13 protein-coding genes are annotated in these 14222 nt (G+C 68.3%); 8 read left to right on the top strand and 5 right to left on the bottom strand.

Annotated features, from left to right (window positions below):
- Positions 1–16: 16 nt before the first annotated feature.
- From ABL838_RS12640 to ABL838_RS12650, 3 genes are read right to left on the bottom strand one after another with little or no spacing between them, the layout of a single operon-like run.
- A complete protein-coding gene (locus tag ABL838_RS12640; protein WP_418125530.1) occupies positions 17–1627 on the bottom strand; it encodes an ABC transporter substrate-binding protein in 1611 nt (536 codons plus the stop codon).
- A gap of 46 nt (positions 1628–1673) precedes the next feature.
- On the bottom strand, positions 1674–2771 hold the full coding sequence (locus ABL838_RS12645; protein ID WP_369658501.1) for a C45 family autoproteolytic acyltransferase/hydolase: 1098 nt from the start codon (positions 2769–2771) through the stop codon (positions 1674–1676).
- A gap of 19 nt (positions 2772–2790) precedes the next feature.
- On the bottom strand, positions 2791–4146 hold the full coding sequence (locus tag ABL838_RS12650; RefSeq protein ID WP_418125531.1) for an aspartate aminotransferase family protein: 1356 nt from the start codon (positions 4144–4146) through the stop codon (positions 2791–2793).
- Between the two features lie 168 nt (positions 4147–4314).
- On the opposite strand from ABL838_RS12650, the gene ABL838_RS12655 reads away from it, so the two are divergent.
- Positions 4315–5259 (top strand): GntR family transcriptional regulator, encoded by a 945-nt coding sequence (locus ABL838_RS12655; RefSeq protein ID WP_418125532.1) that lies wholly within the window; start codon positions 4315–4317, stop codon positions 5257–5259.
- Between the two features lies 1 nt (position 5260).
- Here ABL838_RS12655 and ABL838_RS12660 read toward each other — a convergent pair whose 3' ends face one another.
- The gene (locus tag ABL838_RS12660; RefSeq protein ID WP_126018691.1) at positions 5261–5662 is read right to left on the bottom strand and encodes a response regulator; all 402 of its coding nucleotides are present in this window, start codon (positions 5660–5662) and stop codon (positions 5261–5263) included.
- Positions 5663–5832: 170 nt separating this feature from the next.
- Between ABL838_RS12660 and ABL838_RS12665 the strand changes: the two genes are divergently transcribed.
- The 4 genes from ABL838_RS12665 (at position 5833) to ABL838_RS12680 (ending at position 9540) form a co-directional block, all read left to right on the top strand.
- Entirely contained in the window at positions 5833–6681 is an 849-nt protein-coding gene (locus tag ABL838_RS12665; protein ID WP_418125534.1) for an acetoacetate decarboxylase family protein, read from the top strand.
- Between the two features lie 28 nt (positions 6682–6709).
- On the top strand, positions 6710–7537 hold the full coding sequence (locus tag ABL838_RS12670) for an AraC family transcriptional regulator (RefSeq protein WP_418125535.1): 828 nt from the start codon (positions 6710–6712) through the stop codon (positions 7535–7537).
- Positions 7538–7639: 102 nt separating this feature from the next.
- Complete coding sequence (dusA, locus tag ABL838_RS12675) at positions 7640–8587, top strand: tRNA dihydrouridine(20/20a) synthase DusA (RefSeq protein ID WP_240650517.1); 948 nt, start codon at positions 7640–7642, stop codon at positions 8585–8587.
- Positions 8588–8754: 167 nt separating this feature from the next.
- Entirely contained in the window at positions 8755–9540 is a 786-nt protein-coding gene (locus ABL838_RS12680) for an IclR family transcriptional regulator (RefSeq protein ID WP_369658496.1), read from the top strand.
- Between the two features lie 211 nt (positions 9541–9751).
- Here the strand turns inward: ABL838_RS12680 and ABL838_RS12685 are convergent, their stop codons facing one another.
- A complete protein-coding gene (locus tag ABL838_RS12685) occupies positions 9752–10393 on the bottom strand; it encodes a GntR family transcriptional regulator (protein WP_184638655.1) in 642 nt (213 codons plus the stop codon).
- 128 nt (positions 10394–10521) lie between these two features.
- Here ABL838_RS12685 and scpA point away from each other — a divergent pair, with 128 nt between their 5' ends.
- The 3 genes from scpA to meaB are packed head-to-tail and all read left to right on the top strand — an operon-like array spanning position 10522 to position 14215.
- Positions 10522–12684 (top strand): methylmalonyl-CoA mutase, encoded by a 2163-nt coding sequence (scpA, locus tag ABL838_RS12690; RefSeq protein ID WP_418125536.1) that lies wholly within the window; start codon positions 10522–10524, stop codon positions 12682–12684.
- 11 nt (positions 12685–12695) lie between these two features.
- Complete coding sequence (locus ABL838_RS12695) at positions 12696–13169, top strand: GNAT family N-acetyltransferase (RefSeq protein ID WP_418125537.1); 474 nt, start codon at positions 12696–12698, stop codon at positions 13167–13169.
- Positions 13170–13216: 47 nt separating this feature from the next.
- Positions 13217–14215 (top strand): methylmalonyl Co-A mutase-associated GTPase MeaB, encoded by a 999-nt coding sequence (gene meaB / locus ABL838_RS12700; RefSeq protein ID WP_418125861.1) that lies wholly within the window; start codon positions 13217–13219, stop codon positions 14213–14215.
- Positions 14216–14222: the final 7 nt, after the last annotated feature.

The following is a 14222-nucleotide window of genomic DNA, read 5'->3' on the forward strand; positions in this document are numbered from 1 at the left end:
GCTCGCGCGGCTCCGTTCAGCCGGCGGCGGCCAGCCGCACGTTCCAGAACCTGGGCTTGGCCGGCGCCCAGCCCTTGAAGCCGGTCACGCTCTTGCGCATGGCGGTGGCGTCGCTGGCATTGAAGAGCACGATCATCGGCACGTCCTGCAGCATCTGCTTGTGCATCTCGTCGAACAGCACCTGGCGGCGCACCTTGTCGCGCGTGACCATCGACTCCGCCAGCCGCGTCTGGCCGTAGGCGCTGTCCCAGACCTTGCGCGGCTGGGCGGCCTTGTCGCCCGACACCATCTCGAAGTTGAGCGAGGGATCGATGCGCGCCGAGTAGATGAAGGCCATGCTCTGGTACTGGCCCTTGGTGTAGCGGTCGAGCTGGGTGGCCCAGTCGAGCACCTCCAGCTCGATGTTGATGCCCGCCTCGGAGGCCATGGCCTGCACCAGCACGGCGGCCGAGTACAGGGCCTCGTAGCGCTTGTTGGCGATCATGCGGATCGGCTGGTTGCGGTAGCCCGCTTCGGCCAGCAGCTTCTTCGCGGCGGCGATGTCGCGCTTGAAGCCGCCCGCCTGCACTGCGTCGTAGTAGGGGCTGGAAGACGGCACCACCGAGTTGTTGACCGGCGAGAGGCCCTCGGTGACAGAGCGCGCGATCTCGGGCGTGTCGAGCGACAGCGCCAGCGCGCGGCGGATGCGCACGTCCTTCAGCACCGGGTCGTTGGTCTGCAGCAGCAGCGCGACCATCGACATCACCGGCGTGGTGTCGACCAGCACGTCGGTGCGCTTGCGCATCTCGACCACGTCGGCCGGGCTGGGGTTGACGAAGGCGTCGATGCCGCCGCTGTAGAGCGCGGCCTTGGCCGCGGCCGAGTCGGGGATGACGACGAAGCGCAGGTTCTCGATCTCGGCCTTCTTGCCGCCCGCGAGGCCGTCGCGCGGCTCGGCGCGCGAGGTGTAGCCGTCGAAGCGCGTGAGCTCCACGTACTGGCCGCGCTTCCATTCCTTGAGCTTGTAGGGGCCCGTGCCCACGGGCTCCTTCCACTGGCCGTCGGCACCGACCGAACTGCGGTGCAGGATGGCTGCGCCGCCGCAGTCGGGCCGGGCCATCATCGTGAGGAAGAGGGCGCTCGCGCGCTCCAGCTTGAACACCACCGTCTTCGGGTTCGGCGCCTCCACCGACAGCACCTTGGTCATGCCCTTGCCGTCGAATTCGGGCAGGCAGCGCCAGCCGCTCGTGGGCTTGAGGTAGCGCTGCCAGTTCCAGACCACGTCGTCGGCCGTGAGCGTGGCGCCGTTCTGGAACTTCACGCCGTCGCGCAGCGTGAAGGTGTAGGTCAGGCCGTCGGCCGAGGTGTCGACCTTGCTCGCGAGCATCGGGCCCACCGAGGTGTCCTCGCGCAGCGCGACCAGCCCTTCGGCCACGTGCAGCAGCACGTTGTCGGTGTTGTCGTCGCGGTTGCCGCCGGGGTCGGTGCTGCGGATGTCGGAGTTGATCTGGATGCGCAGCGTCTGGCCCGCGCCCACCGTCGGCTGGGCGACGGCGGGAGCCGCGGCTGCCAGGCCGAGCGCCAGGGCGGCAATCAGCGATGCAGGCGATGCGGAGGGCGGGCGGGAAGGGGGAACGGGGACTTTCATGGCAACACTCCTGGCATGGACTGGGCGGTCGATAGAGCGGTCGGACTCAGAGGGAATATTCGGTGAAGCGGTGCTCCTTGAAGGGCGCCGGTGCAATGCGCATCTTCCGTGCCGCCGGGTCCATCACGATGGTCGCCACCGTGGCCGACGAGGCGCCGCCGGGGCCCGCGCTGGGGCTGCGGCACACGGCGCGCGGCGCGCCGAATCGGTCCTGCAGCGCGTCGATCACGTCCTGCTCGCCGAGCAGGCCGGCGGCGCGCCGGTTGTGCAGCGCCTCGGTCACGCGGCGGTCGCGGTAGAGCGAGTCGGGCGTGGTCTCAAGGCTGCGGTCCACCACGCGCGCGAGCGCGGCCGGCGTCTTGAAGTGGTTTGCGTGCACCAGGATGCCGCCTTCGGGCTGCTGCCAGAACACCTGCTCGGGGCAGGTCTCCAGGCTCACGGCCTCGCCCTCGGCGTGCGTGACGATCATGTTGTTGGAGATGGAGCGCGCGGTACGGCACACCACGCCCAGCGCGTTGGCATACAGCTCCGACTGCAGGATGCCGCGGCGGATCAGCGCCAGCGGCACGCCCTGCTGCCTGCCGTCGCTGTCGGCCTTGATGAAGTTGCCGGTGACGGCGATGCCCGCGCTGTTGAGGCCGGCGCGCGCGAGTGTGCCCGCCTCCGCGAAGGTCAGCATCGACGGACCCTTGGCGGGCTGGATGCGCAGCACGATGCCCAGCTCCAGGCTTTCCACGCGCCAGTCCCAGTTCTGCGCGTGGATGAGCCGGCCTTCGCGCGAGGCCGACGGCATCACCACCACGCCGGTGCAGCCGTCGGGCGGCTCGGTGGCTTCGAGCTGCTGGAAGGCGTAGAGCATCTCGCTGCGCGCGTTCAGCGCCACGATGTCCTCGGCCGGCACGCCCGCGCCTTCGGCCACGCCTTCGATCTCGCGCAGCATGCCGGCGTCGAAGGCCTCGATCACCGGCATGAAGCGGCGCGCCAGCGCGCGGGTGCGGTCCCAGCTGAGGCCCACGCGTTCGAAGGCGGCGCGGTAGGTGCGCAGGCTCAGGTCGATGCGCTCGCCTGCCGCGCGGCCGTACTGCTGGCCGCACTGGCGGGCGTCGCCTTCGATGTCGTAGAGGGGGAACGATTCGATGTCCATCTGGTGCTTTCGTGTGTGTTCAGGCTGCGGCGTCGGTCGGCCGGGCGGTCTGCGCGATGGCGGCGCGCAGGCTGTCGACGATCTGGTCGACGTGCCGGCGCTCCAGCGTGAAGGGCGGCGACAGCGCGATGGTGTCGCCCACGGAGCGCACCAGCACGCCGCCCTGGTCCACGCAGTGCTGGGCCACCGCCTGTGCGTGCGTGCCCGCGCCCTCGGCCCAGGGCTGCAGCTCGATGCCGGCGAGCAGGCCGACGTTGCGCACGTCGATCACGCCCGGCAGGCCGCGCAGCGTGTGCAGGCATTCCTCGAAGTAGGGCGCGGTGGCCGCCGACTGGGCGATCAGCCCGTCCTGCGTGTAGGCGTCGAGCGTGGCCATCGCCGCCGCGCAGGCCAGCGGGTGGCCCGAGTAGGTGTAGCCGTGCGAGAGCTCGATGCCGCTCACGCTGCCCTGCATGAAGGCGTCGTGCACCTCGTCGCGCATCAGCACCGCGCCCATGGGCACCGCGCCGTTGGTGAGGCCCTTTGCGGTGGTGATGAGGTCGGGCCTCACGCCGAACAGGTCGGCCGCGAAGTTGGTGCCCAGGCGGCCGAAGCCGGTGATGACCTCGTCGAATATCAGCAGCACGCCGCGCTTGTCGCAGATTTCGCGCAGGCGCCTGAGGTAGCCGCGCGGCGGCGGCAGCACGCCGGTGGAGCCGGCCACGGGCTCGACGATGACGGCGGCCACGGTCGACGGGTCGTGCAGCGCGAGCAGCGCCTCCAGCGCGTCGGCCTTCTCGATGCCGTGCGCCGGCTCGCCGCGCGAGAAGGCGTTGCGCGCCAGGTCGAGCGTGTGCGGCAGGTGGTCAACGCCGTTGAGCAGCGGGCCGAAGGTGCTGCGCTGGCGGCCGATGCCGCCCACCGAGATGCCGCCGAAGCCCACGCCGTGATAGGCGCGCTCGCGGCCGATGAGGCGGTAGCGGCCCGCGTCGCCGCGTGCGCGGTGGTAGGCCAGCGCGATCTTCAGCGCGGTGTCGACCGACTCGGAGCCCGAGTTGGTGAAGAACACGTGGTTCATGCCCGCGGGCGCCATTTCGGCCAGCCGCTGCGCGAGCACGAAGGCAGCCGGGTGGCCGATCTGGAAGCTGGAGGCGTAGTCGAGCACGTCGATCTGCGCCTTCATCGCGGCGCTGATGCGCGGGTGGCGGTGCCCCGCGTTCACGCACCACAGGCCGGCGATGGCGTCGAGCACGCGGCGGCCGTCGGCCAGATCGTAATAAAGGCCTTCGCTGCCGACGATGAGGCGCGGCGACTGCTTGAACTTGCGGTTGGGGGTGAAGGGCATCCAGAACGCGTCGAGCGACGCGGGGGAGGCGGGGGTGTCGGCAAAGGCCACGAGATGGTTCTCCGTTGGGAAGCGACCCGGCTCTCGGGTCGTCGTGGAGCCGATCTTGAAACTCGAATTGTATTTTTGGCGCGAGATGTACATGGTTTTTTCGGGTCAAAAATACAAAACCCGGGCGATGATCGGCGCCCAAGCCCCGCGATTCCGGAGAACCCCTGGATGGCCGCATCCCAGACGGACGACAAACCCCTTGCATCGCCCCTTGCGCCGGTCGCTCCGCTCGTCCAGCGCGTGAGTCGCTACGTGCTCGACCAGGCGTTGGCCGGCGGCTACGAGAACGGCAGCCGCCTCACCGAGGCCGAGCTCGCGAGCCGGCTCGGCATCTCGCGCACGCCGGTGCGCGCGGCGCTGCGGTTCCTGCACGAGCGGGCCTTGCTGGCCCACACGCCGAACCGCGGCTACACGCTGGAGGCCGACCGCCAGGCACTCGCCAAGGCCCGGCGCGAAATGCCCGAAGACGAGGAGAAGACGCTCTACTACCGCCTGCTGCGCGATCGCCTGGCCGGCAAGCTGCCCACGCGCGTCAATGAACTGGAACTGGCGCAGGCCTACGCCGTGCCGCGCCCGCTGCTGCGCACCGTACTCACCACGCTGCTGCAGGACGGCGTGCTGCGCGGGCGCCACTACCAGCGCTGGGAGTTCACCGAGACGCTGGATTCGGTGGAAAGCGAGCGCGAGAGCTACCGGTTTCGCCTGACCGTCGAATGCGCCGGGCTGCGCGAGCCCGGCTTCAAGGTCGACCTGCAACGGCTGCGCGCCTGCCGCGAGCGCCAGCAGGGGCTGCTCGCGCAGGCTTCACGCTATTCGTGGATGGATTTCTTCGAGGCCAACGCGCAGTTCCACGAACTGCTGGCCAGCGCCTCGGGCAACCGCTTCTTTCTCGATGCGGTGCAGCAGCAGAACCGGCTGCGGCGCATGTCCGACCTCTCGGACTACCCGCTGGTGAACATCGACCTGCTGCACAAGTCCTGTCACGAGCACCTGGAAATCCTCGACGCGGTGGAGCGTGGCGACCTCGAAGCCGCCGCCGGGCACATGCGCCGGCATCTCAGCCGCGCCAGCGACCTGGTCGAACAGCGGGTGACGGGCGTGCTGGGCGACTGACTTACCCTGCGGCGTTCAGCTTGCGGCGCGGCGAGATGTTCAGCGTCCTGCAGAAGTCGTAGAAGGCTTCGAGCTGCAGCGACTTGTCGAACACCGCGTCCACCCCTGCGGAAAGCGCACCTTCGCGCACTTCGGAGGTGGCATGGTTCATGAGCACCACCGTGCGCTGCGCCGGCGACTTGTGCTCCTGCAGATACTGCGCAACGGTGAGGCCGTTGCCTTCGGCCAGGAAGATATCGATGACCGCCGCGTCCCATTCCTGCGGGTTCTTCCTGAGCCAGTCGATGGCGTCGACCGATGTGGTGGCGGTGCCGATCACGTCGCAATCGGAAAACTCCTGCAGGCCGTCGGTCAGCGTGGTGGCGATCAGGGGGTTGTCTTCTATCAGGTAGATGCGGGTCATTGTTCGCAGTCGGGGCTTCTCGTTCTGAGCGGTCTTCGTTCGTTCTCGTCGGCTTGTCTCGGGCCGATGCGGGCATTGTCCCTGCCGGGGCGGCGTGTCGAGTCGGACAACGCCTTCATCTGCCGTAGAACCCTGCGCTGGAGGATCACTGGCGTACAAGACGCGTCGGCATGCGCAGCCATATCGTGGGGTCTTCATCAACAACCGCCCGCACGGTACGCATGGCCACGCCGCAATCTTTTACGCCTCCTTTCACATCCTCCGGCCGCAGCGCGCTGGTGCAGGCGCCGCCCTGGCACTACGCGGGCTGGCTCGTCAACGTGGCCTTCGAGTTCGATGCCGCGAACGGCGCCGTGCTGGTGCCGGCCGGATTGGGCGCGGCCACCGGCAAGGGCTGCGTCCATTTCGCGGACTGGCAGTTCTGCGGCGACGACGGCCGCGAGCTGCTCGACCCGGTGTATGCGCAATACCGCGAGACCATCGTGGTGCTCGAAATCGAGCAGAAGAAGCGCGGTGACGGCGATGTGCCGCGCTCCTTCTATTGCCCGCTGATCTACGTCGACCAGGACGTCTCGCTTCTGCGCGGCTGGCTGCAGGGCTGGCCCAAGAAGATCGGGCAGACCTGGCTTACGCGCAGCATGCCGCTGATCCACCCGGCGGCCGCGCCGCTCGCGGCGGGAAGCCGGCTCGGTGCGAGTCTCAGCGTGAAGGAGCGGCGCCTGGTGGACGCGACAGTCACACTATCGGGCGAGCAGACCGGGCGGCTGGGTTTTCTTTCCGCGCCGACCGTGGGTGCCATCGGCTGGCCCGACCTGACACAGCCAGGCATCGCGGCGGTGCCGCGCTACCTGCGCGCCGACATCATCGACCGCGTCGAGCCCGGCTGGACCGCCGGCAGCGCGACGCTGAAGTTCCACGAACATCCGGTCGAGGAACTGGCATCTCTCGGCCCTGTGGAGGCGACTGCCGCCAGCGCCGGCTGGATGGGCATCACCGTGCGCGGTGCGATCGCCGTGTGACGCGGCCGGCCGCGCTACCCTTCGCGGGATGACCCGCAACCCGCCCTCGAACCCGCCGGCTTCGCACGTGATCGGCCTGCCGATGGAAGGCGGCGCGCAGATCGAGGCCATGTTCGCGGCCGACCCCAAGGCGCGCTTCGAGCTGCACTGGCATGCGGAGTGGAGCGTGGGCGCCATCCTCGAAGGCCGCTGCGAATTCACCTGCGCCGGCGAGCGGCAGGTGGCGCAGGCGGGCGACATCGTGCTGATGGCGCCCTTCATGCTGCATACGGCCGGCGTCAGTGCGCAGGGCTTTCGCATGGTGATGCTCTACGTGCCACACGCCTGGGCGAGCAGGCGCCTCGCGTGGCCGCCGGGCCTGCGAGGCACGCTGAGGCAGGGCGTGTGGCGCGACGAGGTCATGGCAGGCGAGCTGGCATCCGCTGCGCAGGCGCAAGACGGTGCGCAGGTCGGCCGCTTGCTGGAAGAGATTCTTCGCGCGCAGGCCGATGGCGGACTCGTGCCGGTCGAGCGCCACATGGGCGATGCGCGCGTGGAAGCCGTCTGCGAGGCGCTGGCGACGGAAGATGCTTGCCGCATCGATCCGGCCGGGCTGGCGCAGCGACTGGGCGTGTCGCGAGAGCATTTCCATCGTCTGTTCCGCCTGGCCGTGGGCATGACGCCGGCCCACTACGCTCGGCTCGCGCGCATCGGCCGAGCCAGGGCGCTGCTGCGCGAGGGCCACGCGGCGGCCGAGGTTGCTGCGCAATGCGGCTTCACCGACCAGGCGCACTTCTCGCGCTGGTTCCGCCGCTGCTTCGGCGTGACGCCGGGCAACTACATGGCCGGGCGGGAGCGGACGGAAAGGCGCGCGTGAGAAACTAGCGGGCTTGCCAGCCCGGCCCGATCGAGGTCGGGGCACTGCTGCCAACCACAGGAATCCCGCGTTTTGGAAGAGAAGGTCGTCTCCGTTGCACCCATGATGGACTGGACCGACAGACACTGTCGTTACCTCCATCGCCTGCTGTCGCGCCACGCGCTGCTCTACACCGAGATGGTGACGACCGGCGCGCTGATGCATGGCGACGTGCCGCGCCATCTGCGCTTCAACGCCGAGGAACACCCCGTTGCGCTGCAACTCGGCGGCAGCGAGCCGGCCGACCTCGCGCACTGCGCGAAGCTCGGGGAGGAGTGGGGCTACGACGAGATCAACCTGAACTGCGGCTGCCCCAGCGAGCGGGTGCAGCGCGGCGCCTTCGGCGCCTGCCTCATGAACGAGCCGCAGCTGGTGGCCGATTGCGTGAAGGCGATGGTCGACGTGGTCGGCATTCCGGTGACTGTCAAGCATCGCATCGGCATCGACAGGATCGAAAGCTACGAGTTCGTGCGCGACTTCGTCGGCAAGGTGAGCGAGGCCGGCTGCAACACCTTCATCGTGCATGCGCGTAACGCCTGGCTGCAGGGGCTGAGCCCGAAGCAGAACCGCGAGATCCCGCCGCTGCGCTACGAGCTGGTGCACCGGCTGAAGCACGAGTTTCCCGATCTGCACATCGCCATCAACGGCGGCATCACGGTCGACGCACAGGTGCACGAGCATCTGCGGCTGCTCGACGGCGTGATGGTGGGGCGAGAGGCGTATCACAACCCCTGGTGGCTGGCCGGATGGGACGCCGAGTTCTTCGGCGCCGGCGAGCAGACGCTCACGCGCGAGGAAGTCGAGTCGCTGATGTGCGACTACATGGCCCGCGAGGCGGCCGAGCACGGCACGCACTGGTGGCCGATCGCGCGGCACATGCTGGGTTTGCGCAACGGTCTTCCGGGTGCGCGCCGCTGGCGGCAGGTCTGGAGCGACCATCGGCTCAAGACACTGCCCGCGCACGAAGTCATGGCGCTGGCGCGTGAGCCTGCCGCGGCGCAGGCAGCCTGAATCCGTAGCGCCGCGCGCGCTTCCATCGGCACGGCATCAGGGGTCGGAATCGGCCTCCAAGCCTTTCCTGAAACGATGTTTCGAAATCGCTACTTCACGATAAGTGGCGCGTCAACCGTTTTTTGCTGAAAAATGAGGACATCAGGGACATAAAAAGGTTTGGATACATGAGTGACGCGATTGGCGGCAAAGAAGAAGTGAGCGCGCTCGCCAGAGGACTGGCTCTCCTGAGAGTCATCGGCATGGCATCGGCACCGATAGGCAATCGCGAACTGGCAGACACCACCGGCATCCCCAAGGCCACGGTGTCCAGGCTCACCGCAACGCTGGTGAGTGCGGGGTATTTACGACAGTCTCAGGACAGCGAGCGCTTCAGCCTCGGCCCCGCGCTGCTCGACATGAGCAGCCGCTACCTGCGCCATTTCGACCTGCGCACCGTGGCGCGGCCGCACCTGGCGGCGCTTTCGGAAGCGGCGGGCGTGAGCGTGCACCTTGGCGTGCGCGACGAGCTCGACATGCTGGTCATCGATTCGCTGCGGCCGCGCTCGGTGGTCATCAGCTCCCGCATCGAGGTGGGCACGCGCATGACCATCGCGACCTCGGCTGCCGGGCGCGCCTACCTGGCGGCGCTGCCCGAGGCGGAGCAGTCCGAGCTGCTGGCGCAGATCCGGACCGAGAGCGGAGAAAGCTGGGGCGTCATCGAGCCGGGCCTGATCTCGAGCCTGGACGAGTACGGCGCGCTGGGCTACTGCGGCTCCTTCGGCGAATGGAATCCGCACATCCACGCCATCGGCTTCGCCCTGGAAGGCCCGCGCGGCGAGCGTTATTCCGTGAGCTGTGGGGGCCCCGCCTACCTGCTGCCCAAGGAAACCATGGTGGGGCGCATAGCTCCGCTGCTGCTCGAAACCGCCCAGCGCCTGGCCAACGAAACCGGCACCCTCAGCCTGGATTGACCTTCTTCCCGCAGGGAGACAACGCGCCCGAGGATTCGCGAAATACCGCGGAGCCGGCTTTGCCCGGCCGCAGGTCTGGCTTCCTTTCCGGGGGATGCGAAGCGACCCGAGAATTCGCGGGATACCGCGGAACCGGCTTCGCCGGGCCGCAGGTATCGCCCCCGTGAGGGGGTGGCGAAGCGACACGAAGTGCGCAAGCCTGGGGGCGGACCTAGTTCGCCGCTTCCAGCCCGTTCTGGAAGTGCTCGCGCATGCGGGCCATGGCGGCTTCCGCGTCGCGTGCTTCGATGGCAGCCATCACCGCGCGGTGCTCCGCCAGCGATTCGCCGATTCGGCCGGCCTTCAGCAGCGAGTTGTGCCGGTTGAGCTTCATCACCTTGCGCAGGTCGGCCACCATCTGGTCGCGCCACTTGTTGTTGGCGATGGCCAGCAACTGCATGTGGAAGCGCTCGTTCACGGCGAAGAAGTGCTCTCGGTCTTCAGGCGAGGCCGCCGCCTCCAGCTCGGCGTGCAGCGCCTTCAACTCGACGCGCTGGGCGTCGGTGGCGCGCTCGGCCACCACGCCGGCGGCATCGCTCTCCAGCAGCGAGAGCAGGTGATAGACGTCGGCCAGATCCTGTTCCGACACCTCGGTCACGTAGGCGCCGCGCCGCACCTTCATCGTCACCAGGCCCTCGGCCGCGAGCACCTTCAGCGCCTCGCGCAACGGGGTGCGGCTGATGCCGTATTCCTCGGCCAGCTTGAGTTCGTCGATCCAGCTGCCGGGCTCCAGCTCGCGGCGAAAGATCCGCTGGCGCAGCAGTTCGGCGACCTCTTCGTAGAGGGCGCGGGGGGTGAGGGTGACGGCGGACATGGGCCGGACTGTACTTCAAAAAAGGCGTTTGAATTAATAATTATGGATCGGTTAGACTCGCGGCCGGCTTGCAGATCCCTGCAGGCGAATTTGCGAACACCCTGCAAGACTCTGCGAACGGCCCCTTCATGAGCAGCAAACCCGAACCCTCTTTCAAGCAAGCCGACCTCGAAGCCTGGGCCAAGGCCGCAGCCAAGTCCGCACCCGGCGGCGACGTGAGCGCGCTGAACTGGATCACGCCCGACGGCATTGCCGTGAAGCCGCTGTACACCGCCGCCGACCTGCAGGGGCTGAAGTACACCGACACGCTGCCTGGCTTCGAACCCTACCTGCGTGGCCCGCAGGCCACCATGTACGCGGTGCGCCCCTGGACCATCCGCCAGTACGCCGGCTTCTCCACCGCGGAGGAATCGAACGCCTTCTACCGCAAGGCGCTGGCCGCGGGCGGGCAGGGCGTGAGCGTGGCCTTCGACCTCGCCACCCACCGCGGCTACGACAGCGACCATCCGCGCGTGACCGGCGACGTCGGCAAGGCCGGCGTGGCCATCGACTCGGTCGAGGACATGAAGATCCTGTTCGACCAGATCCCGCTCGACAAGGTGAGCGTGTCCATGACGATGAACGGCGCCGTGCTGCCGGTGCTGGCGGGCTATGTTGTTGCGGCGGAAGAGCAGGGCGTGGCGCAGGACCAGCTCAGCGGAACCATCCAGAACGACATCCTCAAGGAGTTCATGGTCCGCAACACGTACATCTTCCCGCCCGGGCCGAGCATGCGGATCATCGGCGACATCATCGAGTACACGGCGCAGAAGATGCCCAAGTTCAACTCGATCTCGATCAGCGGCTACCACATGCAGGAAGCCGGCGCCAACCAGGCGCTGGAGCTCGCCTTCACGCTGGCCGACGGCAAGGAGTACGTGAAGACCGCGCTGGCCAAGGGCTTGGACGTCGACGGCTTCGCCGGCCGCCTGAGCTTCTTCTGGGCCATCGGCATGAACTTCTATCTCGAAGTCGCCAAGATGCGCGCGGCGCGCCTGCTGTGGTGCCGCATCATGAAGGAGTTCGAGCCCAAGAACCCCAAGAGCCTGATGCTGCGCACCCACTGCCAGACCTCGGGCTGGAGCCTCACCGAGCAGGACCCGTACAACAACGTGGTGCGCACCACCATCGAGGCGATGGCCGCGGTGTTTGGCGGCACGCAGAGCCTGCACACCAACGCGCTCGACGAGGCCATCGCGCTGCCCACCGAGTTCAGCGCGCGCATCGCGCGCAACACGCAGCTCATCATCCAGGAAGAGACCCACATCACCAACGTGATCGACCCCTGGGCCGGCAGCTACATGATGGAGAAGCTCACCCAGGACATGGCCGATGCGGCCTGGGCCATCATCGAGGAGGTCGAGGCCATGGGCGGCATGACCAAGGCGGTCGACAGCGGCTGGGCCAAGCTCAAGATCGAGGCGGCCGCCGCCGAGAAGCAGGCGCGCATCGATTCCGGCAAGGACGTGATCGTCGGCGTCAACAAGTACAAGCTCAAGAACGAAGACCCGGTGGAAATCCTCTCCATCGACAACGTGAAGGTGCGCGAGCAGCAGGTCGCGCGCCTGCAGAAGATCCGCGCCTCGCGCGACAGCGCCAAGGCGCAGGCCGCGCTCGACGCGCTCACCGAAGCCGCCGAGAACAACACCGGCAACCTGCTGGCGCTGAGCATCGACGCGGTGCGCCTGCGCGCCACGGTGGGCGAAATTTCCGACGCGCTCGAAAAGGCCTTCGGCCGCCACCGCGCCGACACGCAGAAGGTCACCGGCGTGTATGCCGCCGCCTACGACTCCGCCGAGGGCTGGGAAACGCTCAAGACCGAGATCAACGCCTTCGCCGAAGAGCAGGGCCGCCGCCCGCGCGTGATGATCTCCAAGCTGGGCCAGGACGGCCACGACCGCGGCGCGAAGGTTGTCGCCACCGCCTTCGCCGACCTGGGCTTCGACGTGGACATGGGGCCGCTCTTCCAGACGCCGGAAGAATGCGCGCGCCAGGCCATCGAGAACGACGTGCACGCCGTCGGCGTGAGCACGCTCGCGGCCGGCCATAAGACTCTTGTGCCCGCCATCATCGACGAGCTGCGCAAGCAGGGCGCCGACGACATCATCGTGTTCGTCGGCGGCGTCATCCCGCGGCAGGACTACGAGTTCCTCTACGACGCCGGCGTCAAGGGCATCTACGGGCCGGGCACGCCCATTCCCGCCAGCGCCAAGGACGTGCTGGAGCAGATTCGCGCGGCGGTCACGGCCTGAGGCGCGCCGTCGTGAGCGATCTCTTGTCGCGGCTGTCGCTGCAGCCGGTGGATTCCAGCGATTTCGAGGCCATGCTGGCCCTGCGCATCGACGCGATGCGCCCGAGCCTGGAGCGCGTGGGCCGTTTCGACGCGGCCCGCTCGCGCGAGCGCCTGAACGCGGGCTTCGTGGTGCCCTACATGCACCACATCGTGCTCGACGGTGGCCAGCGCATCGGCTTCGTCACGCTCAAGCCCGAGGACAGCGACGCGCTGCGCCTCGACCATCTCTACCTGCGCACCGGCTTCCAGGGCCTGGGCATCGGTGAATGGGTGCTCGAATGGGCCAAGTCGCAGGCGCGCGAGCAGCGGCTGGACATCAAGCTCACCGCGCTCGTGGAGAGCGACGCCAACCGCTTCTACCTGCGCCACGGCTTCGTGCTCGAAGGCGGCGAGGGCGTCGACCTGCATTACCGCTGGCGCGTGGCGTCGGAGGCTGCGTGCTGAGCGACAAGGCGAAGGCTTTGGAGAACGCGATCGCCGGCACCGAAGGCATGCCGCAGCGACGCGCCATCGCCAAGGCGATCACGCTGCTCGAATCGACGCGCGACGACCATCGCGCGCAGGCCGACGAACTGCTCACGGCGCTGCTGCCGCGCACGGGCAATTCGTTCCGCCTCGGCATCTCGGGCGTGCCGGGCGTCGGCAAGTCGACCTTCATCGAGACGCTGGGCCTGCTGCTGATCGGCAAGGGGCATCGCGTGGCGGTGCTCACCATCGACCCGTCATCTACCGTTTCGGGCGGCTCCATCCTCGGCGACAAGACGCGCATGGAGCGCCTCTCGGTCAACGAGCGCGCCTACATCCGTCCGAGCCCGTCGAGCGGCACGCTGGGCGGCGTGGCGGAGAAGACGCGCGAGGCCATGCTGGTCTGCGAGGCCGCCGGCTACGACATCGTGATCGTCGAGACCGTCGGCGTGGGCCAGAGCGAAACGGCCGTGGCCGGCATGACCGACATGTTCGTGCTGCTGCAACTGCCCAACGCGGGCGACGACCTGCAGGCCATCAAGAAGGGCGTGATGGAGCTGGCCGACCTCGTCGTCATCAACAAGGCCGACATCGACAAGGACGCCGCCACGCGCGCGCAGGCGCAGATTACATCGGCGCTGCGGCTCTTCGGCCACCAAGGCAACCCCGAGCACGCGCATGCCGCGCACGACGCCCACAGCGGCGCCGAAGTGCGCTTCTGGCTGCCCAAGGTGCTGCAGCTCAGCGCACTGGCCAACACGGGTGTCGACGCCTTCTGGGACGCAGTCACCCAGTTCAGGCAGCTGCAGACCGTCAACGGCCGCCTCGCGAAACGCCGCGAGAAGCAGGCCACCGCGTGGATGTGGGAGCGCATCGACGCCGGCCTCAAGCAGGCCTTCAGGCATCACCCCCAGGTGCGCGAACTGCTGCCGCAGCTCACGCAGCAGGTGGCGCAGGGCACCCTGCCGGCCTCCACGGCCGCGCGCAACCTGCTCGCCGCGGCCGCCATCACAGCCAGGCCATGAAGAAAAG

The sequence above is a fragment of the Variovorax sp. 160MFSha2.1 genome (assembly GCF_048305075.1).
GTDB lineage: Bacteria > Pseudomonadota > Gammaproteobacteria > Burkholderiales > Burkholderiaceae_C > Variovorax > Variovorax guangxiensis.